Annotated in this window: 22 protein-coding genes; 5 read left to right on the top strand and 17 right to left on the bottom strand. The window is 69.2% G+C overall.

What is annotated here, in order from left to right; all coding sequences use genetic code 11:
- Nucleotides 1-2: 2 nt before the first annotated feature.
- The 6 genes from OV208_RS01750 to OV208_RS01775 form a co-directional block, all read right to left on the bottom strand.
- On the bottom strand, nt 3-923 hold the full coding sequence (locus OV208_RS01750) for a hypothetical protein (RefSeq protein WP_267572029.1): 921 nt from the start codon (nt 921-923) through the stop codon (nt 3-5).
- Nucleotides 910-1,995 (bottom strand): MBL fold metallo-hydrolase, encoded by a 1,086-nt coding sequence (locus OV208_RS01755; protein ID WP_267572030.1) that lies wholly within the window; start codon nt 1,993-1,995, stop codon nt 910-912. The genes OV208_RS01750 and OV208_RS01755 overlap by 14 nt, the downstream gene beginning before the upstream one ends.
- On the bottom strand, nt 1,968-2,552 hold the full coding sequence (locus tag OV208_RS01760; protein ID WP_267572031.1) for a hypothetical protein: 585 nt from the start codon (nt 2,550-2,552) through the stop codon (nt 1,968-1,970). The genes OV208_RS01755 and OV208_RS01760 overlap by 28 nt, the downstream gene beginning before the upstream one ends.
- Nucleotides 2,553-2,590: 38 nt before the next feature.
- Nucleotides 2,591-3,058: an SRPBCC family protein gene (locus OV208_RS01765; protein WP_267572032.1), complete on the bottom strand. Its 468-nt coding sequence runs from the start codon at nt 3,056-3,058 to the stop codon at nt 2,591-2,593.
- On the bottom strand, nt 3,055-3,435 hold the full coding sequence (locus OV208_RS01770; RefSeq protein ID WP_324291329.1) for a metalloregulator ArsR/SmtB family transcription factor: 381 nt from the start codon (nt 3,433-3,435) through the stop codon (nt 3,055-3,057). The genes OV208_RS01765 and OV208_RS01770 overlap by 4 nt, the downstream gene beginning before the upstream one ends.
- 71 nt (nt 3,436-3,506) lie before the next feature.
- Entirely contained in the window at nt 3,507-4,997 is a 1,491-nt protein-coding gene (locus OV208_RS01775) for a PLP-dependent aminotransferase family protein (RefSeq protein ID WP_267572033.1), read from the bottom strand.
- 90 nt (nt 4,998-5,087) lie between these two features.
- On the opposite strand from OV208_RS01775, the gene OV208_RS01780 reads away from it, so the two are divergent.
- Nucleotides 5,088-5,831, top strand: a complete 744-nt coding sequence (locus OV208_RS01780) for an NIPSNAP family protein (RefSeq protein WP_267572034.1) — start codon at nt 5,088-5,090, stop codon at nt 5,829-5,831.
- Nucleotides 5,832-5,856: 25 nt separating this feature from the next.
- The gene (locus OV208_RS01785; RefSeq protein ID WP_267572035.1) at nt 5,857-6,357 is read left to right on the top strand and encodes a hypothetical protein; all 501 of its coding nucleotides are present in this window, start codon (nt 5,857-5,859) and stop codon (nt 6,355-6,357) included.
- Nucleotides 6,358-7,062: 705 nt separating this feature from the next.
- Here OV208_RS01785 and OV208_RS01790 read toward each other — a convergent pair.
- The 8 genes from OV208_RS01790 to OV208_RS01825 all read right to left on the bottom strand — a co-directional run bounded on the left by OV208_RS01790 (nt 7,063) and on the right by OV208_RS01825 (nt 14,995).
- Nucleotides 7,063-8,535: a DNA/RNA non-specific endonuclease gene (locus OV208_RS01790; protein WP_267572036.1), complete on the bottom strand. Its 1,473-nt coding sequence runs from the start codon at nt 8,533-8,535 to the stop codon at nt 7,063-7,065.
- Between the two features lie 146 nt (nt 8,536-8,681).
- Nucleotides 8,682-9,242, bottom strand: coding sequence for a gamma-glutamylcyclotransferase family protein (locus OV208_RS01795; protein ID WP_267572037.1), 561 nt, complete (start codon nt 9,240-9,242; stop codon nt 8,682-8,684).
- 133 nt (nt 9,243-9,375) lie between these two features.
- A complete protein-coding gene (locus OV208_RS01800) occupies nt 9,376-10,143 on the bottom strand; it encodes an ATP-grasp domain-containing protein (protein WP_267572038.1) in 768 nt (255 codons plus the stop codon).
- Nucleotides 10,144-10,207: 64 nt separating this feature from the next.
- The gene (locus OV208_RS01805; RefSeq protein ID WP_267572039.1) at nt 10,208-11,305 is read right to left on the bottom strand and encodes an NAD(P)/FAD-dependent oxidoreductase; all 1,098 of its coding nucleotides are present in this window, start codon (nt 11,303-11,305) and stop codon (nt 10,208-10,210) included.
- Between the two features lie 13 nt (nt 11,306-11,318).
- Nucleotides 11,319-13,073 (bottom strand): fatty acyl-AMP ligase, encoded by a 1,755-nt coding sequence (locus OV208_RS01810; RefSeq protein WP_267572040.1) that lies wholly within the window; start codon nt 13,071-13,073, stop codon nt 11,319-11,321.
- Complete coding sequence (locus OV208_RS01815; RefSeq protein WP_267572041.1) at nt 13,070-13,345, bottom strand: acyl carrier protein; 276 nt, start codon at nt 13,343-13,345, stop codon at nt 13,070-13,072. Before OV208_RS01815 ends, OV208_RS01810 begins: the two co-directional genes overlap by 4 nt.
- Nucleotides 13,338-13,913 carry an isoprenylcysteine carboxyl methyltransferase family protein gene (locus OV208_RS01820; RefSeq protein WP_267572797.1) on the bottom strand — a complete coding sequence of 192 codons (576 nt, stop codon included), beginning with the start codon at nt 13,911-13,913 and terminating at the stop codon, nt 13,338-13,340. Before OV208_RS01820 ends, OV208_RS01815 begins: the two co-directional genes overlap by 8 nt.
- Nucleotides 13,907-14,995, bottom strand: a complete 1,089-nt coding sequence (locus OV208_RS01825) for a type III polyketide synthase (protein ID WP_267572042.1) — start codon at nt 14,993-14,995, stop codon at nt 13,907-13,909. The genes OV208_RS01820 and OV208_RS01825 overlap by 7 nt, the downstream gene beginning before the upstream one ends.
- A 398-nt stretch (nt 14,996-15,393) precedes the next feature.
- On the opposite strand from OV208_RS01825, the gene OV208_RS01830 reads away from it, so the two are divergent.
- Nucleotides 15,394-17,307 (top strand): AAA family ATPase, encoded by a 1,914-nt coding sequence (locus OV208_RS01830; RefSeq protein ID WP_267572043.1) that lies wholly within the window; start codon nt 15,394-15,396, stop codon nt 17,305-17,307.
- A 133-nt stretch (nt 17,308-17,440) separates the two neighbouring features.
- Here the strand turns inward: OV208_RS01830 and OV208_RS01835 are convergent, their stop codons facing one another.
- Both OV208_RS01835 and OV208_RS01840 read right to left on the bottom strand, forming a co-directional pair.
- The gene (locus tag OV208_RS01835; RefSeq protein WP_267572044.1) at nt 17,441-18,214 is read right to left on the bottom strand and encodes a DNA/RNA non-specific endonuclease; all 774 of its coding nucleotides are present in this window, start codon (nt 18,212-18,214) and stop codon (nt 17,441-17,443) included.
- Nucleotides 18,215-18,802: 588 nt separating this feature from the next.
- On the bottom strand, nt 18,803-19,654 hold the full coding sequence (locus OV208_RS01840) for an AraC family transcriptional regulator (protein ID WP_267572045.1): 852 nt from the start codon (nt 19,652-19,654) through the stop codon (nt 18,803-18,805).
- A 381-nt stretch (nt 19,655-20,035) separates the two neighbouring features.
- On the opposite strand from OV208_RS01840, the gene OV208_RS01845 reads away from it, so the two are divergent.
- Nucleotides 20,036-20,560, top strand: coding sequence for a hypothetical protein (locus tag OV208_RS01845; RefSeq protein ID WP_267572046.1), 525 nt, complete (start codon nt 20,036-20,038; stop codon nt 20,558-20,560).
- Between the two features lie 113 nt (nt 20,561-20,673).
- Here the strand turns inward: OV208_RS01845 and OV208_RS01850 are convergent, their stop codons facing one another.
- Nucleotides 20,674-21,132, bottom strand: a complete 459-nt coding sequence (locus OV208_RS01850) for a VOC family protein (RefSeq protein ID WP_267572047.1) — start codon at nt 21,130-21,132, stop codon at nt 20,674-20,676.
- A gap of 111 nt (nt 21,133-21,243) precedes the next feature.
- Between OV208_RS01850 and OV208_RS01855 the strand changes: the two genes are divergently transcribed.
- Nucleotides 21,244-22,149 (top strand): LysR family transcriptional regulator, encoded by a 906-nt coding sequence (locus tag OV208_RS01855; RefSeq protein ID WP_267572048.1) that lies wholly within the window; start codon nt 21,244-21,246, stop codon nt 22,147-22,149.
- The last annotated feature ends 46 nt before the right edge of the window (nt 22,150-22,195 follow it).

Below are 22,195 nucleotides of genomic sequence, written 5' to 3' on the forward strand. Positions count from 1 at the left end.
GTTCACTTTCGCCACCGCTTCTTCATCCGCTCCAGCTTCTTCCGCTCCTCCTCGAGCTGCCCTTCGAGCACCTCGCGGTGGAGCTGCGCGAAGTCCACCATCGGCCGCTGCCTCGGGTAGGGGTGGGGGCCCGCATGTTCGAGGATGGCGTTCATCGCGGAGAGCGCCTCGTACAGCATCCCCTCCCGCAGGAGCACCAGCACCCGTCCCATGAGCGCCGCGGACACCAGGGCCCGCATCCGGGGATCCGGGTCCTCGCAGTAGCGCACGTCCACCTCATCGAAACATTCGAGCGCCTCTTCCCAGTGCCCCAGCCCCTGGAGGGCATGGGCCCGCTGCAGGAGCGCCGCCGACGCCATGTCGACCTTGAGGGGCTCCGGGTCCCCGTCACAGGCTTCCAGCAGCGCTTCGCTCAGGCGCAGCGCCTCCTCGAATTGCTCCAACTGGTTGTACACGTTCGGAAGCAGCACCCGGGCCGCGCCCACCGCGTCGCGCAGGCCCCCGGGCGGAAGCTCCGACGAACCGAAGCGGCGCAGCAATTCCCCCACGCACTGGAGGGCCTGCTGGGGGCTTTCCTGCTCCTGCAGGAGACAGGCCCGGTAGAGCATGGACCAGGCCACGCCTTCCCACAGCGCGGGCTTGCGCGGACTCCAGAAGCGGCGCTCCACCTCGTCGAAGTGGATGAGCGCATCCACCGCCTTGTCCAGCTCCGACAGCGCCGCGCCCCGGTGCGCCAACGCCCGCGCCACCTGGAGCTGGAGCGCGGGCACCCGCGACAGCGTGTGGCGCCGGTACACCTCATCGCAGAGCGGAATCACCTCCAGGACGAGGCCCGTGCGGACGAGCGTGCGCGCCCGGTCCATCAGCTCCTTCGCCTCCACCTCCGGAGAAACTGGAGGCGCGGCGCCATCAGCGTCCGGCATCAGCCTGTCCCGCGCCCCCCGGGGCCAGCGGCGGCACGTCCCGGCCCTCGCCGAAGCCGAGCGCCCAGAAGCGCGGCCGCACCTCCTCCTTCAACAGCAGCCGCAGGAGCAGGTACTTCGCTTCGTCCTGCCCGTCGAACGCCATCGGGAAGGTGCCGTAGTGCATCGCCACCGACGTGGAAGAACGCAGCACGCGGTGCGCCTCCAGCGCCTGCTCCGGTCCCATGTGCACCGGGTGGATGATGCGCGGACGGAACGCCCCGATGGGTAGCACCGACAGGCGCATGGGGCCGAAGCGCTCCGTGATGCGCTGGAAGTGCGGGCCCAGGCCCGTGTCCCCCGCGAAGAGCACCGGGCCGCCAGACGTCTCCAGCACGTAGCCCGCCCAGAGCGTCTCCTCCTGGTCCGTCAGCCCCCGGTTCGAGCGGTGCTGCGCGGGCACCGCCGTGACCTTCACGCCCGGAGGCCCGCCCTTCGCGGACTGCCACCAGTCCAGCTCCTCCACGTGCTGGAAGCCCTCGTTCTTCAAGAGCTCCCGGTTGCCCAGGCCCACGAGGAACAGCGGGTGGTGCGCGGCCTCCAGCCGGCGCAGCGTGGGCAGGTCCATGTGGTCGTAGTGGTTGTGGCTCACCACCACGAAGTCGATGGGCGGCAGGTCCTCGAAGCGGATGCCGGGGGGCCGCACACGGTGGGGCCCCACGAAGGACACGGGACTGGCCCGGTCCGAATAGATGGGGTCCGTCAGCACGTTCACCCCGTCCGCCTGGAGCAGCACCGTGGCGTGGTTGATGAACGTCACGCGCAGTTGGCCTGGGCCCACGCGGGTGGGGGGCTTCGGTCCGAAGGGCAGCTCCGCGTACTCACGCCATGCGCCGCGCTCCTCCTTCAGCGCGGCCCCGATGAGCTTGAGGGCGGGCAGCTTCGGCGCGTCGCCCAGGTTCTGGAACGTCTCTCCGTCGAAGTGGTCGGTCGCCGGGCCGCGGTGCACGGTGCCGGCGAAGCAGCCCGTCCACAGCGACAGGGCCAGCACGGGCCACAGCCGTGTCACTTGATGACGATGGTCCAGTCGCATTCGAAGGGCTCTCCGTCGAGGGATGGCAACACGTAGCGCGAGGCCTGGATGCTGGCGAGCGCCTGCGCCAGCAGCTCCGGGGGCAGCGTCGCTTCACGCACTTCACACTGTTGGGGCACGCCGCCCTGCACCAGCCGGCACGTCACGCGGACGTGGTGCTTGCGCCCCTCGCGCCAGCGCAGGAAGGCCTCCTGGAACACCGGGTCGTCCGGAGGGCCGCCCCTCACGCGCCGGGGCTCCTTCACGTGCTGGGACAACCAGGCGCAGGCGTCCTTCATCTGCCCGTCGCAGGCCCTGCCCATCAGGGACAGCGCGCGCAGGCGCTCCGGGCCCCGCGCGTCCGTGGCCAGCAGGGTGAGGGCCTGGTCGAAGCAGGACTTCGCCGTGCGCACCGTGCAGGCCTCGGTTGTCGCTGGAGGCGTGCCCGCCGCGAAGGCCCCGACGGGCGCGGGGCGCATCAGGTCCTCCGTCACGCGGGCCGGGTCGCTCTTGCGCGGGCCGCACGCGGACGCGGCGCCCAGCAGGGCCAGCAGGAGGAGGGACGGACGCCAGGGCATGGCGTCCATCGTAGACGGCCTGGGCCCGGGAAGGGATGTCAGCCGTGCGCGGAGGGAGACGTGGCGTCGCCCAGCCAGGCTTCGAGCCCCGCCACGAGCTGGGTCCACCCCTTCGTGGTGCTCTCCCGCCACTGCTCGCCCGCGGGGCCCATCTCATGGGTCAGGGTGAGCTCGCAGCCCGTGCCCAGGGGAACGATGTCCACCGTCAGCCGGTCGCGGTCCTGGGAGTACTTCGGCACGCACAGGGTGAACACCAGCCGGCGAGGCCGGTCGATCTCCAGGTATTCGCCCACGTGTTCGACCTCCTCGCCGTCGCGCAGGTCCGCGAAGCAGTAGGAGCCACCCACGCGCGCATCGATTTCCGAGCGCACCAGGGGCGTATTGGGGCGGGTGACGAAGAGCCAGTGGCGTACCTTCGAGGGGTCCAGCCACGCATCGAAGACGCGTTCGGCGGAGGCCTTGAAGCGGTGGGTGACGCTCAGCTTCACGGGGAGGGGCGGGGTCATCGGGTGCGTCCTTGCTTCGGGGGAGGAGCGGAAGCGAGGGCGCGGTCCTCTTCCTGGAGGAGCTCATCGAGCGCCTGCAACCGGGCGCTCCAGTTCACGCGCTGCGCATCCATCCAGCGCGTCACGTCGTCCATCGGCTTCGGGGTGAAGGACAGCAGGTGTTCGCGGCCCTCGCGGCGCCGGTGCACCAGGTGCGCGCGCTCCAGCACGCGGATGTGTTTGGACACCGCGTTGAGGGACATGGCGAAGGGCTGGGCCAGCTCCGTCACGCGCACCTCCCCCGCCGACAGGCGCTGGAGGATGGCCCGTCGCGTCGGGTCGGCCAGCGCCAGCAGGGTCTGGTCCAGGTGGTTCGGGGCCACGGGCAGCCGCATCATTCAACCTCTGGGTTGAATATCAACGCGGGGGCGTAGGGTGTCAAGGCAGCGTGTCGGCGCCGGGGGCAGCCTCAGCGACCGCGAGCGGCCTCGAGTGCCCTGGCCAGCGTTCGCGTCCCAGCGCGGAGGGCGTCCGGGCGGACGCCGCCGAAACCGAAGACGAGGCCGGCTTCACGGCGGCGACCGAGGAAGTAGTCGGACAGGGCGGCCACCTCCACGCCCAGCCGGGCCGCTTCGTCGCGGACGCGCAGGTCGGATCCTGGCGTCACGAGCGACGCGGACACCTGCATGCCGGTGTCACAGGGCCGGGGCGACAGGGCTCCCGCGCAGTCGGTGCGCAGCGCTTCGAGCAGGGCTTCGCCGCGTTCCCGGTAGGCCACCCGCATCCGGCGCAGGTGGCGCGCGAAGTGACCTTCCGCGAGGAACACCGCCAGCGCGGCCTGCTCCAGCGCGGAGGCGGGCGCGGGAGAGGCGGCACGGGCCGAGGCGAAGGCGTCCACCAGGGACGGCGGCGCGACGAAGAAGCCCAGGCGCAGGCCGGGGAACATCGACTTGCTGAAGGTGCCCACGTAGACGACGCAGCCGGCCTCATCCAGTCCCTGGAGCGCGGTGAGGGGACGGCCCCGGTGACGGAATTCGCTGTCGTAGTCGTCCTCGATGATCAGCCCCCGCGTGCGCTCTGCCCAGTGCAGCAGCGCCATCCGCCGTGACAGGCTCAGCGTGACGCCCAGCGGGTACTGGTGCGAAGGCGCCACCACCGCGACACGAGCCCGGGGTGCCCGAGCGATGCCAGCGCCCACGTCCAGCCCTTCCGGATCCACGGGCACGGGGACGGGCCGCCCCCCGGCGGCAACCACCGCGCGCCGGACGCCCGGGTAGCCCGGGTCTTCCACCCAGACGGCGTCTCCCGGGTCGAGCGCGAGCCGGAGGACTTCATCGAAGGCCTGCTGGGTCCCCGCGGTCACGAAGACCTGTTCGGCGACACACCGCACACCGCGCGACACGGACACATGGGTGGCGATGGCTTCGCGCAGAGGCCCATGGCCCAGGGGGTCGCCTCCATCGAGCAGCCCGGTGCTCGCGCGAGCATGGACGCGCGTCACCGTGCGGCCCCACAGCGCGGTCGGAAACAGGTCGAGCGCGGGGACACCCGGACGGAAGGCACGGGGCGCCGAGCCCAACCGGGGCGCCCCGACAGGCGATGTCTTCCGGGCACGGGCCGAGGCAGCAAGCCGGGGTCCCCGAGACACACGGGGCATGGCGCTTCGGGTCCGGTCCTCGGGGGCGACAGGCAGTTCGGGAGCGACGCGGGTGGAGGCGCCGGCGCGGGCCACGACGTAGCCCTCGGCGGCGAGCGCATCCAGGGCCTGGAGAACGGTGCTGCGAGCCACGTCCAGCTCCAGGGCAAGCTGGCGGGATGACGGGAGTCGCCATCCGGGCGCCAGCGCGCCGGAGAGGATGCGCATGCGGACGCCGTCGAAGAGCTGCTCGTGGAGCGGCGTGGAGGTTCGAGGGTCCAGCCGGAGGAGCAGGGAGGTGACGACGCCGGGAGGGGTCTTCAACTGGTAGGGTCGATTCGCTCGGAAGTGGTCTTCATGACCCTACCAGTTTGCTGACAAGGATGGCTTCCGCACCCGAACCCCGGAAGCCCCATGCCGTCCGTTCCCACCGCCTGCTGCTCGGTCCTCGAACTGCGCCAGTACACGCTGCATCCCGGCCAGCGCGACGCCCTCATCACGCTCTTCGACCAGCACTTCGTGGAGGCCCAGGAAGCGGTCGGGATGCACCTCGTCGGTCAGTTCCGCGACGAGGAGCGACCGGACCGATTCGTGTGGATGCGCGGCTTCACGGACATGGTGTCCCGGAGCGCGGCGCTGGGGACCTTCTACGGAGGTCCGGTGTGGAAGGCGCACCGGGACGCGGCGAACACGACGATGCAGGACTCCGACAACGTTCTCCTCCTGCGCCCGGTACGTCCGGACACGGGCCTGGAACATCCGGGCATGCCCAGGCCGCCCGTCGAAGCCGCGGCACCTGCCGGCTCACGCGTGGAGGTGACGCTCTGTTTCCTGAAGGCCCCCGTCGACGAGCCCCTCATGCGGCGCTTCGAGCAGCACGTGCGACCGGCGCTCACGGAGCTGGGGGCCGCCCCCCAAGGCCTCTTCCAGACCGAGCCCGGGGAGAACACCTTCCCTGCCCTGCCCGTGCGCGCGGGAGAGCACGTCCTGGCCTGGCTCACGGTGTTCCCCTCCGTCGAGCGTCACCGCGCGCACCGTGAACCGCGGGCCCATTCCACCCCATGGAAGGAGCACGTGCTGCGAGCACTGCATCCGGCGCTGAGCGCACCGCTCGAACACCTGACGTTGGTCCCCACCCTCCGCTCCCAGTTGCGCTGATCCGCCTCACGAAAGGACTCCCACCATGAAACCCCTGCCCCCGCTTCCCACGGGCGACGTGCACGACTTCGACTTCTTCCTGGGCGAGTGGACCTGCCACAACCGGCGCCTCAAGAAGCGCCTGTCGGGCAGTGACGACTGGGACGCCTTCGCTTCACGGGCGCGCTGTCGGCCACACCTGGGAGGCGTGGCCAATGTCGAGGAGGCCGAATTCGAGCGTGGATTTTCCGGCATGGCGCTGCGGCTGTTCGACCTCCAGCAGCGACGCTGGTCCATCTACTGGGTCGACAGTCGCGGAGGCGTGCTTCTGCCCCCGGTGCGAGGAGGCTTCACGGGAGACCACGGCATCTTCTACGGCGAAGACACCGACGACGGTCGTCCGGTCCAGGTCCAGTTCCGGTGGACGCGGCAGGGAGTGGACCGCGCACGGTGGGAGCAGGCCTTCTCGCTCGATGGCGAGAAGTGGGAGGTGAACTGGGTGATGGAGTTCACCCGCGTGATGGGACATCCGGCGTCTGGCGTTTGAACCCAGCCATGAGCATCCATGGCATCGCACCCGCGAACCTGGACGCCCACATCCTCCCCCGGGTTGAATGCACACGCTCTTTTCCGGGGGTCCATCCGTTGCGTCATCTGCTCGCCACCGTTCCGCTGTGTGCGCTCTTCGGCTGCGCCTACGTGGGCCTTACTCCAAGCAACGGTGCGATGCTGGGCCCGCTACCCGTGGCCATCCGGATCGGTACGCCTCCCGAGAGAACCCTCGCGTCGCCAGACACGCCCAGCGAGGATCCGGCTTCCGCTCCGGCGACCGCGTCCCGTGCGGACTCACCTTCCCCCAGGAGGGCTCCGAGGCCGTGACGCCAGCGGCCCACCCCGTGGAAGCCTCCGCTTCGCCCGGCACCACGCAGTAACGCTCTCCTCGCTCGCGGGGTTGTGAACGAACCGCTCCCGTCCCGCCGAATCGGTTCGATAGACCGCCGGGCATCTGGGAACCCTCCTCTGCCCCGCCTCCGATTCACGAAGGCGGACCGTGCACCGGGAGCCCCGCGATGTAGCCATCCTGCGGGCCCCAGACGATCAACGTCGGCGGGGCGTGCGTGTCTCTCCCAGGAGGCACGGCCATGCTCACACGGAGCCAATCACTCCCATCCAGGACCCACGCACGAGCGTGAAGCGGTGGAGGGCCCGCACCGGGGGACCGTCCCGCCGTGTGCGGACGCCGACAGAAAGCTCAGGCGGACGGCGGGGCGCGCAGCAGCGTCGCGGACTCGTAGAGGCTCTGCTGTTGGAAGATGCCCGACGCGGACGCGTCCTTCTCCAGCTTCTCCTGCACGCCCTTGGGAAGCTGCGCGTAGAGGTCCTGGCCCAGCAGCCCCTCCAACTGGTCCACCGGCACGCGCGAGGACTCCAGCAGGGGGATGATGTCGTCCTTCTTGGACGGGCCTTCCTTCGCGTTCGGCACCATGTACGCGAACATCGACAGGTTGCCGTTGGGCAGCTCCAGCAGCACCGTCTTGAAGTTGTGCGTGGGCACCGCCATCTTGCGGTCCTTCGCGCCCATCGTTTCAATCGACTCGGGCGGCAGCGGCTTGCCCTTGTCGTCCAGGTACAGGTTGCCCGTGACGATGTAGGCCTTGCCGCCCGTCTCCTTCACCAGCTCCGACACGCCGCGCTCCAGCGTGCGCCAGATCTGCTGGTTGTGATTGCCGTGCTGCGGGGCGATGTTGCTCATGTAGTGGCTTTCGTTCATCGCCGCCTGCGTGGGCGAATCCTCGGCCGCCTTCATGTGTCCCCGGTCGAAACCGGTGTTGTTGTAGTCGGAGTCCGTCACGCCCCCGACGCCCACTTCCGGGTCGCGCACGAAGGTGCTGTTGAGCCGGCTGACGTCCGCGGGCGTCTCCTTCACGTCCGCCGCGGACAGCATGTAGCTGACGAACGTGGGCACGTTCTTGTCCGTGTCCAGGAGCGTGCGCGAGTACTCCTTCACCAGGTTCAGTCCAGGCGTCGCGCCTTCGCCGCCCGCGGGCCGGAGCGGATCCAGTTCGCCCGCGACCTCCGCCACGCGGCTCTGGAAGGTGGCCATCTGCTGGTCGGGCACCCACTGCGTGTCCGCCGCCGTCCCCGTGCCCTTGGCCTGATTGGCCTTGGACGCGTTCACGTAGGCCGTCAGCTCCTCGGCGGAGAGTTGCCCGTCCGCGTTGCCACCCAACAGGTCCGCGCGCTTCGCCACCGACGCCTGCCAGGGGCTGTCGAACGCGTCCACCGACACCGACTGCGCGCCACCCGCGAGCTTCGCGTCGAGCGCCGCGCGCTGCTGCTGGAGGGCCGTGGACGTGAGGAACTGCGCGTCCGTGGGCGCGGAGAGGTACGACTCCAGCTCCGCCGCGGACACCTGGCCGTTCTCACCCCGGCCGTCCACGCCGCCCTCGTCCGCCGCCTTCAGCAGCCGGCCCTGCCAGCTCTCATCGGTCCAGCCGAACTTCTGCTGGAGGTCGGAGATGGCCACTTCCTGGGTCGCGGAGCGCTTCCAGCTTCCCCCCGAAGGGGCCGCCACCGTGTTGGAAGGAAGGGCGCTGGCGGGGGCGGCATTGCCCGGCACGGGCGCGGCAGGCACCGCGGTGTTCGCGGGCGCGGCGGCGGTGTCGGACGCATTCGCGGACGTAGGGCGCGGGGGCGTGGCTCGCGTCGGGATTCGCAGCGACATGCGGTGAACGTCCTCGGGGCCGGTGGGGGAACAGTCCGGGAGAGGGGCCCCTCCACTCATCGTCGGCGTGACGCGGCACCCGGTTGCGTCGCGCCTCCCTTTTTCTCAGGGGGCGGGGCTTTTTTCGGTCAGGATCAACCCAGCTGTCACTTTATGCCGGACTTGTTGGGCGCCTGCGGGCGGTGGCCGTCGGGTCGGGCGTGCTGGACGGCATGGACGATGCGGGCTTCGGCCTGCAGCTTTTCGACGGCGGCGGCAGGCAGGCGGGCGCGTTCGGCGGCGACGGCGAGGGTGATCAGGAAGGCCTCGCTGACAGGCCCCTGGGTGGAGGTGTTCCGGGCGGAGGGGGTGAAGGCGTGGGCCTCCACCACGTCGCCTGACGCGGTGCGCACCCGCACCGGACGCTCCTCGTTGGCTAGGGCGAGGGCGGTCTCCAGGCGGGCCAGGACGGGCCAGGACTCGGCGTCCACGGCACGCAGCCTGCCGGTGACGTGGTGACCGGGGGCTTCCACGAGGCGCGCGACCCGGCCGCCCCAGTTGGGCACGTGGACGTCGTAGACGACGTCCACGTCCAGGGCTTCGGCGAGCTCGCCTTCGGGGAAGTCGGGCACGGGGGGCAGGCCGTGCAGGTGCCGGCTCGCCGCGGCCGGAGCCAGGTCGAGGGAGAACGCGAACCAGGGACGCGAAGCCGCGGGGCCAGGTGCCATGGGCCCGAGTGTCCCCGGCGTGCGGCGGGCGGACAAGGGGCGGGCGGTGCGGATCCGCGCGGGGTGGGTTCCGAAGGGGACGCGGACCTGTCCAGGAGCAGGGGCCCGATGAGGCTCCCGCTCCCGGCCCTCCCTAGAAACGCATCGCCTCCACGGCGGCCACCATCTTGCCGACGTCGTAGGCATAGAAGCCGGCCGAGTTCAGGTTGTTGATCTCCCCGACGTACAGCTCGCCCCCGTGCATGAAGACATCCAGCGCGTAGGCGCGGTCCGGCCCCCAGGTGTCCGCCATGCGCTGGGCGAACGCGTGGACCTCCGGCTCCACCTCCAATGAAGCCAACACCCGGTCGCCCAGCTTGTAGAGCGAGCCCGTGATGACACGACCGTCCACGACGACCATGCGGTACTCGCGCTGGATGGCCCTGGGCTCGCTGACCGCCACCAGCGTGTCCGCGGACACCGTCGCGTACGTGTCGAGCGCGAGAACCTGCTCGCGCCACTTCGCGAACGCCTCCCACGACGTCACCATCCCGGAGAACGACTTGTCATCCAGACAGGGCCGGATGAAGAAGCGCCCCTCGCGCACGGACACGTCCGCGAGGCGGCAGACCGTGGCGTCCGCGTTCAACAGGTGCCGGCCCAGGTGCTTGCGCCAGAGGCGATAGTCGAACTGGTCATTGATGAAGGCGCCCGGAGTCCAGCCCTGCGCAAGCGCATGGCGCGTCAGGCTGAGCGACCCCATCACGACCACCGGCCCCGAGAGCTCCAGCGAGGGCTCGACGCCGCCCCCGAAGGGGATGACCTTGACCAGCGTGTGCGGGATGGAGCCATGCACCAGGACATCCATCAACGTGTGGAAGCCCTGCTCGTTGAAGAGGTTGTTCTGGACGACCCAGTGCATGTGCGACTCCGTGGAAGAGGACCGCCGCGAGGACGGGTGACACCGCGCGCGGCTGACACCCGGGTCACGTCACCACGGCGGCGAGGATGCGCTCGAAGAGCCAGGGGCTGTGGCCCAGCAGGCGCACCACGGGCCTTCGCAGGCGCGGACGCCGTGCGAGCATCAGCAGGCCGTGCGTCGTCCACGAGTACTTGCGGAACACGCGCTGGAAGGTGCGCTCGTAGGGCAGCAGCGTGTCGCGGCCTGCCCCCTTCGCCAGTGCGTCCGGGAGCAGCGCGCCCAGGGACTCCGCGCAGGCGAAGGCCAGGGTGAGGCCCTCGCCCGTCACCGCGTCCACGTAGCCCGCCGCGTCCCCCACCAGCGCGAAGCGGTCCGCCACCCGCGTCCGAGCCACGCGCGCCAGGGGCCCCGCGCCGCGCACCTGCGAGTCCGGCTCCACGCCCTCAAGCTGTTCCGCGATCCTCGGGAAGCGCGCCAGCAACGCCTCGAAGCCCACGCGCTCCGCCACGGTGCCGGCCTCCCACAGGAAGGCGATGCCCACCCGCTCCGCTCCGGCTGGCGTCACGTACGCCTCGACACCGGAGGAGAAGTGCACCTCCACATAGGGGGTCCAAGGCACGCGGCGGAAGTGCCGCCGCAATCCGAAGCGCCGAGGACCTTCCTGCACCACGTCCAGTCCCTCCGCTCGGCGCAGCGGCGAAGCCAGTCCGTCCGCCGCCACCAGGAACCGCGCCTGCACCGACCCCGTGGGCGTCTCCAACAACACGCCCTCCTCCGTGCGCTGGTGCGCCACGACCTGCGAGTACTCCCGCAGGTCCACGCCCACTTCACGCGCTCGCGTGACGAGCGCCGAGGACAACGCCAGCCTGCGCACCCCCAACCCACCGGGGGCCGGCAGCTTGCCTTCCGCCGTAGTGCCATCCTCCTGCACGTAGCGGATGCCAACGAAGGGCGAGCTCTCGCGCCGGTCCAGGTGCGTCAGCGCTCCCAGCCGCTCCAACGCCGCGAGCCCCGAAGGCATCAGGCCCTCGCCACAGGCCTTGTCCACGGGCGTGGAGGACCGCTCCAACACCACCGTGTCCAACCCACGCTGCGCCGCCGCGATGGCCACCGCGAGCCCCGCCGGACCGCCTCCGACCACGACCACGTCGTGACGTTTCACCCGCCCTGCCCCATCACGAGTCATGCTCGGCGCGCACCATCGCCAGCGCGCTCTTCGCCATCTCCACCGCGATCCCCACCGCGCCCATCTTCTTCGGCGCCGTCAGCTCGCCGGCCAGATAGCGCCGCAGCGCTTCGCCCCGGCGCAGCTTGCCGCTGGACGTGCGCGGCAATGTGCCCGGCTCCAGGATGCGCACCGTGTGCGGCTGCACGCCCGTCGCCGTCACCACCGCGGAGCGGATATCCGCCTCCACCGACTGCTCGTTCCCCGGCGCCGCGCGCTCCGCGAGGATCAACAACGCTTCGTCCTCGCTGTCCTCGGGCGTGAAGCCGAGCGCCACCGCGCACCCCGTGCGCACGCCCTCCACCGCGCCCAGCGGTTCCTCGAAGGCCTGCGGCGCGTGGTTCGCGCCCCGGATGATGACCAGGTCCTTCGCCCGGCCCGTCAGGTACAGCTCCCCGTCCGCGCCGAAGCCCAGGTCTCCCGTGTCCAACCAGCCATCGTCCCCCAGCGCGCGCTCCGTCGCCTCCGCGTCCTCGAAGTAGCCGCGCATCACCGACGGCCCCTTCGCGAACACGCGCCCCACCTTGCGCTCCGGCAGCTCCGCGCCATCCTCGCCGCGCACCTGCACCTCGAAGCCCGCGACCGGCACGCCCACGCTCACCAGCGTCCGCGTCCCGTCGTGCGCCAATCCCTCGCGCGCCAGCGCGTCCGGATCCACGCCCAGCTCGCGCGGGCCGCGCCCTGCCGGAGGGAACGTCACCGCCAGCGAGGCTTCGGAAAGGCCATACACCGGCCGCAGCGCCCGCGAGGAGAAGCCCCACTTCTCGAACCGCTCCGCGAACCGGCGCAGCGTGTCCGCGGACACCGGCTCCGCGCCGTTGAGCGCGTGATGCCAGCCCGACAGGTCCACGCCCTGAAGCTCCGCGTCCTTCACCCGCTTCAAGCACAACCCATAGGCGAAGTTCGGCGCTGGCGACACGAAGCCCCGGTGCCGGGACAGCGCCCGCAACCACAGCGCAGGCTTCACCAGGAACGTCTCCGGCGGGATCAGCACTAGGCTGCCTGGATAGTACAGCGCGGCGAGCACGCAGCCGATGAGCCCCATGTCGTGGTACAGCGGCAGCCAGCTCACGCCCACCGGCGTCACGCCCGGAGCCACCGGCATCGCCGCCTCCAGCGCCGCCACCTGCGCCAGGAGCGCCCCGTGCGTCAGCGCCACCGGCTTCGGCGCCACCGTGGAGCCGGATGAGAACTGGATGAGCCCCAGCGCATCGGGCGCCACCTCCACCTCCAGGTCCTCGTCGCCGTGCATCACCGCGTCCACCGTGTGGCACCCCAACCGGGGCCGCGCGGTCTCCACGCTGGGCCCCAGCAGGAGCCGCACGCGCATGTCCGTCAGCACCGCCACCGCGCCCGTCACCTGGAGCATGCGCGACGTCGTCCGGTGGTACTCGTCCAGGCGCCCCAGCCGCACCGGCGGATACAACGGCACCGGCACCGCGCCCGCAAGCAACGTGCCGAAGTAGGCATCCATGAACGCGGGCGACGTGGGCAGCAGCAGCGCCACCCGGTCCCCCGGATTCACCCCCAGCCGCGCGAGTCCCGCCGCCGCCCGCTTCGCGCGCCGGTACACCTGGGCCCAGGGCAGGGAGGTCTCACGCTCGGAGGCGTCCACGAACACGAGCCCCAGCGACGTGTGCGACGTCGCCTTCAGCATCGCGTTCACCGTGGCGTGCTTCAACGCGGGCAGGACAGGCCCCTTCATGGCTGGGCCTCCACTTCCACCCGCGACGCGGCGACCCGCGTGGCCACCAGTCGCGACAAATCCTCCACCGTGCGCACGCCCTGCGCGTCCTCTTCCGACAGCATCACCCGGAAGCGATTCTCCAGGCCCACGGCCAGCACCGTCAGCCCCAGGCTGTCCAGATGCAGGTCGCGCAACAGGTCGTGCGAGGGCTCCACCACGCCCTCGAACTCCAGCTCCTCGCGGGCGATGCGGCGGATCTCCGCCATCACCTCTGTCACGGTGTCAGCCACGGCGTACCTCCGGAATGAAACGGGGACGGTGGGCGAACGCCTCGGAATACATCGCGCCGAGCGCCGCCTCCTCCGCGCGGATGCGCACGAAGAGCAGGGCCGCGTTGCCCACCGTGAAGACCACCGCCGTCACCCACGCTCCGTGGATGAGCGGCACGCACAACAACTCCAGCACCACCGCCACGTAGTTCGGATGCCGCAGGAAGCGGTACGGCCCGCCCGTCACCGGCGCCAGCCCCGGCACCACGATGATGCGCGAGTTCCACCGGTCCCCCAGCGTCCCGATGGCCCAGTACCTCAAGCCCTGCGCCACCACCGCGCCCACCAGCGCCACCACGCTCCACGTGCCCCAGAAGGGCCGGTGCAGGCCGAACACCTCCGCCACGCACGCCACCAGGAACAGCGTGTGGAACACCACCATGAACCGGTAATGCCCCTGCCCCGTCTCCACCCCGCCACGCTCGAAGGCCCGCGCCGCGTTGCGCTTGGAGAGCACCAGCTCCAGCAGCCGCTCCGCGATGAGCAGCACCATGAAGCCCGCGAACAACGCCTGGGTGCCCGTCACCAGCGCACCAGGACCATCTCCGCGCAGAAGCCCGGTCCCATGGCCATCACCACGCCCCAGTCGCCCGGCTTCGCGCCCGCCTCCTCCAGCGTCTCGCCCAGCACGAAGAGCACCGACGCGCTGGACAGGTTGCCCACCTGGCGCAGCGACTTCCACGAGCGCTCCAGCGCGCCCGCTTCCAGCTCCAGCGCGGACTCGAAGCCCTCCAGCACCTTGGGCCCGCCGGTATGCGCCACCCAGTGCCGCACGTCCTTGCGGGTCAGCCCGTGCTCCGCGAGGAAGCCGTCCACGTTGCCCCGGATGTGTTCCTTCACCAACTGCGGCACCTTGGCGGAGAGCACGACCTTGAAGCCCGTGTCCACCACGTCCCAGCCCATGACCCGTTCGGTGTCCGGGTAGAACACGGACCGCGAGCCCACCACGCGCGGCCCCGTCGCGCCCGGAGCTTCCGCGCCCCGCAGCACCACGCACGCCGCGCCGTCGCCGAAGAGGCCGGAGGCGATGATGTTGGGGATGGACAGGTCCTCGCGCTGCAACGTCAGCGAGCACAGCTCCGTGGCGATGAGCAGCGCCGTCTGCTTGGGGAACGCCCGCAGGTAGTCCGATGCACGGGCCAGTCCCGCCGCGCCCGCCACGCAGCCCAGGCCGAAGATGGGCGTGCGCTTCACGTCCTCGCGAAAGCCCATCCGGTTGACCAGCCGAGCGTCCACGCTGGGGGTGGCGATGCCCGTCACCGTGACGAAGAAGACATGGTCCACGTCCTTCGGCGTCAGGCCCGCGCGCTCCAGCGCCTGGCGCGCCACGGTTTCGGACAGCTCCGTGGCCACGCGGATCCACGCGTCGTTGCGCTGCTGGAAGGTCGCGAGCGCCGGGTACTCCTCCAGCGGGAGCGCCAGATGCCGGCCGCCCACCTGCACGTTGCGGTGCAGGTCCTCCAGGCGCTCCAGGTTGAAGTGCTTCGTCGCCCACACGGCGCGCAGCGCCGCGATGAGCTGCTCCTGGCTGGCGTAGTGCGGCGGAAGCGCGCGGCCCACCGCGCTCAAGGAAGGCGAGGGGGCGGTGTCGTGAAGGGTCGAGCTGAGCATGTAGTCCCTGGAGGGTCCCACCCTGGAAGTCGAGTTCCCAGGCTTAACCGGCGGACGGCCCGGATGCGATGGTCTACCGTCGCGCTGCATACGCCTGAACGCCCCGGGCGTTTCCACTGTTGCGCACGCGACGCGCTCTGCCCCTTGCGTCCGTCCGGACCGCCGCGCCCATGCTCCCGCATCGGACTGAGAAACAGGCCGGCTCGGTCCAGTCACGGCGCCCGCCCCTCTTCGGTTCTGCCCGTCAGCTGGAGCAGAAATGACCCGAGCTTCGCACTCGGAGCGAAGAGGCCGTGAATCTCGTGAGGCGCACCCGTAACGGAAGCACCGGGGATGCTGAAGTCCGCGCTCATCACGGGTAGGAAGAATGCCTGCCCGTTGGCTCTACCGGAGGACAGATGCAAATCACGGCAGTGAACCTTCCCAAGAACTACCAGGAGTTGGGCCTGGAACGGACGACCATGGGCCGGCTGGGCTCCGTGGTGGTGCTCGCGGGACCAAATGGGGGCGGTAAGTCACGGCTCCTTCAGTCTGTTCACAGAGCCGTCGTGGACTATCCCTTGCCTGCAGAGCAGAAACTCCTTCGGGTGCAGGTGGAGGACCGACAGCGAGCTCGACAACAACTGCGAGTCAACCTCTCCACTACATCCCAAGCGCGTGGTCCGTCGATTCACATCGAGATCCAAAACAACGAGTACTGGATTGAAGTTCACGAGAAACGTCTGGCGCTCACCACCCAGGTTGAACTCAAGAGCCTGCGGGACAACAAGCCAGTCCATCACTACGTACCCCGGCCCGTGGAGTTCGTGGATCCTTTCGCTCGGGCCCGGAATCAAGCCATCTCAGATGCCGACCAAGTACGCCAGGGGATCGGCTTCGAACCTCTGAGAGACGGCTGTCTCGCCTATATCAGCAACGTGCAGGACCGCTGGTTCCAGGCGACCCATCCCCTGGTGACCTCCAGCGAGGTTGAGAAAACACAGGCGACAAGCGAGTACCAGCGCCTTCGCGACGACATCAAAAAGCTCCTCGGCGAGCATCTAGGCAGGAACCACGATAGCGCGCCTACCCTCTGGGGCCGCGCCATCCCGAGCGCTGGGCTCTCCGATGGCCAGCGCCTCCTCCTACAGCTCGCAGTGGCCTTACACGCGCAAGGCACGAAGCTGAGCGAGGCCGTGCTTCTATTGGACGAGCCCGAGACCCATCTGCACCCAGCGGCAGTGATCGACGTTCTCGAAACGCTCCGCAAGGCGACACCGAACGGACAGCTCTGGATCGCGACCCACTCGTTACCTGTGCTCGCGTGGGCGCCGACCGAATCCCTCTGGTTCGTCCGCGAGGGTCATGCGACGTGGGCCGGGAAGGAACCAGAACACGTGCTCGCCGGTTTGCTCGGAGACACGTACGGCCGCGAACGCCTGGAGGCATTCCTCCAGTTGCCCGCGCAGCTCGCGAGCAATCGTTTCGCGGCGGATTGTCTTCTGGCTCCGACCGTCGTCATGACTGGCGGCGACGACCCGCAGCTGCGGCAGATCCGCGATGCCATCCTCAAGCTCCGTCGCCCCGACCGGCCTCTCCGCATCCTGGATTTCGGAGCGGGCAAGGGCCGATTGCTTGCGGCGCTGCACGAAGCCCACACCGAGGATCAACCGTTCGCCGAGGCGATCGACTACCGCGCCCTCGACGCGTCCCCGGCCGACCCCGAGCACTGCACCTCGTTGATCGACGCTGTCTACGGCGCGGGCGCATCGACCGAGCGGCACTTCATGCAATACGCCGAGCTGGAGGCTCAACTCGACGCAGCCAGCATCGACGTGGCGATTCTTTGCAACGTCCTGCACGAAATTGCGCCGAGCCAGTGGCCCTCCCTTCTCGGGCCCGGTTCAGCACTCGCGCGGCGGCTCCGGCCTGACGGCTTCCTGCTCATCGTCGAGGACATCCACATTCCAGTTGGGGAGAAGGCCCACCGCCATGGCTTCCTCCTGCTCGATACGTATCCCCTGAAGGGCTTGTTCGCCTGGCGCGAGACAGATGCTTCCATCCAGTTCGCGGCGGAGCGGGAGGGACGCCTGAAGGCATGGCTGGTGCCTGCATCGCTGCTACAGCGGGTCAGCTCCACAACGCGCACCGAAGCACTCCGGCGTCTTCAGCAACAGGCGCGGGGAGAACTCCAGAAGTTGCGTGAGGAGGCCACGAGCTTTCGCAACGGACACCTCCACGGCCTGTGGACCCAGCTCTTCGCCAACGCGAGCCTCGCCCTGGAGGATTTCGGGCCCGCGTCCGGCACGTCTCCGCTCCAGCCCACGGGCTGAACGATGCAGGTTCCGGCCCATGCCAGCCCTTCACATCAAGCGGGGCGGCCCGACTTCAGACCGGGACCGCCTTGCCCCCCGGCATGGGGCCCGGACACGACCAGGTCCGAGCCCATCCTGATCCAGAGGCTTATTAGTTGCACCCCTGGCTCGACAGCCAGTTCACGCCACGGGTCCGCTCGTTCGTGCCGTTCGACCCGCCGCCATCCACGTTCGAGAAGGACATGGACACTGCGCTCCCCGTGGACTGGTTGGTGAACTCCATCGTCATGTTGTTGGGGATGAGCGCGGTGGAGTTCGGATAGTTCGCACCGATGGAATAGCGCAACCGGCCGCTGGGCAGGCTCCCACACTTGGCCATCTTGTTTTCGAGCTGCACCCAGTTGCCACGGTTGAAGTTGGCATCCTGAGGCACAAGGTTCGCCCGCCCCCCCCAGCCCCCGAGCTGTGAGCCGATGAGGTGTCCTCCGTCGTAGTCGTTGCTGGGGTTTTCCGCGTCCCCCCACTGGCCCACGCTCGTCTGACAGGAGTCGAGGCGCGGCGCGGCGGCGATCCGAGGCAGGTCCTTGTACGCCCGGCTCGGACGGCCCACGCTGTCGATGAAGTAGTACTCGCCGTCGAAGTTGTGCCATTTGCTCCGGTCACTCGACGGGAAGAACTTCGGGCAGTCACTGATCACGGCCGCGGTGACGTTCCCGTGGGTGACGTACCCGACGCCGTAGGCCGTCAGCGCCTCCCGGATCTCCTCCTCCGTGTGGCTCTCGAAGAAGTCCATGAGGGCGCTCGGGCCACCGAAGTCCTGCTCGAGCTGACGGGTGACGTCTTCTCCGCCCAGGTCCGTGACGCCGCAGCCGCCAAGCAGCAGACCCAACACCACCGCGACTGAAAGCTTGTTCAAAGTGCGCATTCTCCCGGCTCCTTTTCACAACCTCAATTACCAAGAAGTCGAGAAAAATACGAGGAGGAGGTGATAAGCGCCTTGCAAGAATTCTGTAACAGTCCTGCTACAGCATGTTTCAGCCACCGTGAGTGCATGGCAGTCGTCGTTCCGCTCACGGGAGGACCAACATGGGGCTTGTGTTGACCTGACGGTCCTCGAACCCGGTGCCGGGTCCGGCCTCCACCGCCTGAAGCCCGAGCGCCCCTGGTGACACCACCCCGCCCTGTTCGGACCACTCGGAGACGAGCGGTGAGTCCGGAGGCAGGCAGAGGAAGTTGTCGTGCCATGCCGTCTGGACAGGCTCCGAACTCTCGGTGACCTGCGTGCAGCGCAGAACCGCTTCATCTCCCGTTGGCGCGGGAGTCCAGCGTCGGTTCCTGGCCCGTGGCTTCACGGCCGGACCTCACGACCTTGAAGACCTCAGCGTATGCAGACCGCTTCGACGTTGTTGCCGTCCGGGTCGAGCAGGAACGCGGCGGAGTACGTCGGGCTGTCGTCGGCGCGCACGCCAGGACGGACGGGGTCGTACACACTGCTCTCCTTGGGTGATGACCGTCATCCCAGGGAGGGCACCGCGCGCCCGACATGGAGGAACTTGCGCTCCTTCCGCGCGGCCTGACGGAAGCCACCAGGAGGGACGCCCGCGGCGCGGTGGAACGTGCGCACGAAGTTGGAGAGGTCACCAAAGCCGACGTCGAAGGCGATGTCCGTGATGGAGCGGGTGTCCCCGGCCAGCAGCCGTGCCGCGTGGCGCAGCCGCGAGCGGACCAGGTACTGGTGCGGCGTCACGCCCAGCACCTTCGAGAAGAGCCGCAGGAAATGGAACGGGCTGAGTCCGAACTCCCGGGCCACCCGTTCGAGCACGACGGGCTCGTGCGAGTGCGCGTCCAACCACAGCGCCGCCTCCACCGCGCAACGGCGATGCCGGGGCCCGGCATCCAGCGGCTTGCGCTTCCTTCCGGAAGCCAGGTCCACGAAGCGGGCCGCCAGCAGGACTCCCAGCTCATCCAGCCCGAGGTCGCGCCGGCCTTCCGCTGTCGCCTGCGCGAGTTCGGCGAACACCATCAATTCGGGCAGCGGCGGCATGGCGCCGGTCCGCCAGACCTCCCTCCGCCCGCCGAGGGCGTCTACCAACGTCTCCGAGAGTCGGAAGGACAGGCACTCGTCGCCGCCCACCACGTGCTCGTGCGTGCACTGGTATTCGTCACCGGGGTGGCCAATCAGCAACGAGCCCGCCACCAGCTCGAACGCGTTTCCTCGCGTGTGGTAGCCGAAGCTCCCCTTGCGGACATAGGCGATGGAGAAGCCCGTGTGCAGCTCCGTGAACGGCGTGTCGCCGGGCCCTGCGTGGCACCGGTAGTCGAACACCGAGAGTGAATCGCACCGCATGACCGTCGTGGCCGTCATCGTTCGTTCCCTCCGACCGTCGCCGCATCCAGGAGGGTATCCGCCCCAGGCCGTCGTGACGCGGCGAGAGCGTAGTCACGCCCGGCCCCGCGCACTTGGAGAATCTTGCCCTTTGCATCACGACACGGAGACCTCCAGCCGTGGACGCCAGTCCCTTGGACCGGAGTTCCACGCGACAGCAGTCCTGGACCCCCGCCCCCCAGAACGTGACGGTTCGCGCTTCGGGACAAGCCCCCGTTGGGACGCGAGACGCACGTTGAGGCGCGCCACTCCGCTGTGACTCCAACGTGCCAGGACACTCCGGAACATGAAGCGCACCCGCGCCTCCCGTCGCATCACTCCAGCCCTGCTGCCCCTTGGACTGCTGGGCCTCTCCCGACGGTGGCCCTGCCCACCAGTATCACCCTGCCCGTCTCCGTCGCTGGCACCTCGGACTTCAACGGGGATGGCAGGCCGGACATCGTCGTGACCAAGGAGCTGTCCAACACCGCCGTCGTGTTCCTCAACACGACCGGAGTCGTCGCGGACGTCGCCGTGCGCCTGGTGGCCCGGCCCATCCTCAGCCTCTTCAACCCGAGCATCCGCTACGACGTGTCCGTGACGAACAACGGCCCCGAGCCGCTCGACATGGCCACCGTCACCGCGTCGCTGCCAGCCCCGCTGGCCGCCTCGCCCGGCCAGTGCACGCCGGGCGCTGGAAACGTCACCTGCGGCTTCGGCGCCATCGCTCCGGGGGCCACGCAGAGCCGGTTCTTCACCGTCCCCCTGAACCTGTTCACCATGGGCCTGCCCTACACCGTCACGGCCCGCCGCACGGCCAGCACCCCGACGGACCCCAACCCGGCCAATGACCAGGCCTCGCGAAGGTGCATCGTCGTCGGCCCGATCCTGACCTCCTGCAACTGAGGCCGGGACTGGAGCCATGCGGGGCGGGGGCCTTTACCCTCGCCCTGCTGTTTCACGGCGACACGCCCTCCAGGAAGCAGCGGGCCCGCTCCCATTTCTCCCAGGCGCTGGCTTCACAACACCTGCGCGAGCTCGATGAGATTGCCGAAGGGGTCGGCGATGAATGCGAGCTTGCGGTTGATCACCGGGAGAACGAACGGTTCGGTCACGAGCGTGACTCCGCGGCGGCGCAGCTCGGCCACGGTGGCGTCCATGTCCACGACGTTGAGGCAGAAATGGTGCTGCCCTCCCTGCCGCAGGCTGTCCCCGAGGTCACGGTAGCTCGGCCGCGGAATCGGGCTCGGTGAGCCGCCGCCGAGGATCTCCACGAAGAACCCATCATCCGCCGCGGGCGCCACGTAGGCGAGCTGCTGGTCCTCGTACGGCCACTGGTGCACCACGCGGAAGTCCAGGACCTCGACGAACCAGCGCAGCTCCACCGCGAAGTCGGGAACCCGCAGGGCGACGTGGTGGCCGCGCATGCTGGCAAAGGGGCTGGTCTCTTTGTGCATCGGCAATTGGGTGAGCGACATGGTGCGGTCTCCGTCCGGCTGTCATCGCGGCTTCATGCCGTGACGTGAGGGAGGGATAGCCTCGGATGATTGCGGCGATAATCGACTCAATCCGACCTAGACTCTGAACCCATGGTTCAGAATCCGTTGCCCTTCCATGCGCTTCAGGGCTTCGAGGCCGCCGCCAGGCATTTGAAGTTCTCTCGGGCCGCGGCGGAGCTGGGCATCACGCCCACGGCGATGTCCAAGCTGATTGGCCAACTCGAGGCCACGCTCGATGTTCGCTTGTTTCATCGCACGACGCGCAGTGTCGCCCTGACGGAAGCCGGGCAGCGGCTGGCGACCTCAGTGGGCCCGGCGCTCGCGCAACTGCGCAGCGGCGTCGAGCAGGCCGTGGCAGGCACGAGAGAAGCGGCCGGCACGCTGCGCATCAACACCTCCCACGTTGCCTGGAAGATGCTCCTCGAGCCCCATCTTCGCGGATTCATCCGCGCCTGCCCTCGCGTACAACTCGACGTATCCATCGACAACGTGGCCAGCGACATCGTTGCCCGAGGCTTCGACGTGGGCATCCGCCCGGGTCGCGGGTTGCAGCGCGACGTCGTAGGCGTTCAGCTAAGCGGGCCGCAGAGGCTGATCGTGGTGGGTGCCCCCTCGTATCTGGCTCACGCAGGGACGCCCAAGGCGCTCGGTGATCTGCTGTCCCACGACTGCATCCGCCAGCGACTTGGCAACGACCGCTGGCTCGAGTGGACGCTCCTGGAGCGCGGTAAAGCCGTGACCACCGCGGTGCGTGGGCACCTCGTCATGGACGAGATGCGAGGGGTCTTGGGCGCCGCTGTCGAAGGCAACGGGCTCGCGTATGTCTTCGAATCCTTCGCGGCGAGCGACCTGGCCGCCGGCAGGCTCAAGCATGTCTTGGAGCGTCACGCGCTGCGTCGCGAGCCGTTCTATCTCTACTACCCCAACCGTCAGCAGATGCCGCTCAAGCTCCGAGCGTTCATCGACTTCTTCCGCGAGCGAAATCGCGCGGCGTAGGGGCCACCCCAGATGTGTCTTTCTCTACCCATCTTCCGCGCGTCCG

Origin of the sequence: Corallococcus sp. bb12-1 (assembly GCF_026626765.1) — a bacterium.
In the GTDB taxonomy this organism is placed as follows: domain Bacteria; phylum Myxococcota; class Myxococcia; order Myxococcales; family Myxococcaceae; genus Corallococcus; species Corallococcus terminator.

What these genes read in the sequence shown, in the direction of transcription:
- OV208_RS01750 (WP_267572029.1), bottom strand. Translation starts at nt 923, where the DNA reads ATGCCGGACGCTGATGGCGCCGCGCCTCCAGTTTCTCCGGAGGTGGAG.
- OV208_RS01755 (WP_267572030.1), bottom strand. Translation starts at nt 1,995, where the DNA reads ATGCGACTGGACCATCGTCATCAAGTGACACGGCTGTGGCCCGTGCTG.
- OV208_RS01760 (WP_267572031.1), bottom strand. Translation starts at nt 2,552, where the DNA reads ATGCCCTGGCGTCCGTCCCTCCTCCTGCTGGCCCTGCTGGGCGCCGCG.
- OV208_RS01765 (WP_267572032.1), bottom strand. Translation starts at nt 3,058, where the DNA reads ATGACCCCGCCCCTCCCCGTGAAGCTGAGCGTCACCCACCGCTTCAAG.
- OV208_RS01770 (WP_324291329.1), bottom strand. Translation starts at nt 3,435, where the DNA reads ATGATGCGGCTGCCCGTGGCCCCGAACCACCTGGACCAGACCCTGCTG.
- OV208_RS01780 (WP_267572034.1), top strand. Translation starts at nt 5,088, where the DNA reads ATGCCGTCCGTTCCCACCGCCTGCTGCTCGGTCCTCGAACTGCGCCAG.
- OV208_RS01785 (WP_267572035.1), top strand. Translation starts at nt 5,857, where the DNA reads ATGAAACCCCTGCCCCCGCTTCCCACGGGCGACGTGCACGACTTCGAC.
- OV208_RS01790 (WP_267572036.1), bottom strand. Translation starts at nt 8,535, where the DNA reads ATGTCGCTGCGAATCCCGACGCGAGCCACGCCCCCGCGCCCTACGTCC.
- OV208_RS01795 (WP_267572037.1), bottom strand. Translation starts at nt 9,242, where the DNA reads ATGGCACCTGGCCCCGCGGCTTCGCGTCCCTGGTTCGCGTTCTCCCTC.
- OV208_RS01800 (WP_267572038.1), bottom strand. Translation starts at nt 10,143, where the DNA reads ATGCACTGGGTCGTCCAGAACAACCTCTTCAACGAGCAGGGCTTCCAC.
- OV208_RS01810 (WP_267572040.1), bottom strand. Translation starts at nt 13,073, where the DNA reads ATGAAGGGGCCTGTCCTGCCCGCGTTGAAGCACGCCACGGTGAACGCG.
- OV208_RS01825 (WP_267572042.1), bottom strand. Translation starts at nt 14,995, where the DNA reads ATGCTCAGCTCGACCCTTCACGACACCGCCCCCTCGCCTTCCTTGAGC.
- OV208_RS01830 (WP_267572043.1), top strand. Translation starts at nt 15,394, where the DNA reads ATGCAAATCACGGCAGTGAACCTTCCCAAGAACTACCAGGAGTTGGGC.
- OV208_RS01835 (WP_267572044.1), bottom strand. Translation starts at nt 18,214, where the DNA reads ATGCGCACTTTGAACAAGCTTTCAGTCGCGGTGGTGTTGGGTCTGCTG.
- OV208_RS01840 (WP_267572045.1), bottom strand. Translation starts at nt 19,654, where the DNA reads ATGACGGCCACGACGGTCATGCGGTGCGATTCACTCTCGGTGTTCGAC.
- OV208_RS01850 (WP_267572047.1), bottom strand. Translation starts at nt 21,132, where the DNA reads ATGTCGCTCACCCAATTGCCGATGCACAAAGAGACCAGCCCCTTTGCC.
- OV208_RS01855 (WP_267572048.1), top strand. Translation starts at nt 21,244, where the DNA reads ATGGTTCAGAATCCGTTGCCCTTCCATGCGCTTCAGGGCTTCGAGGCC.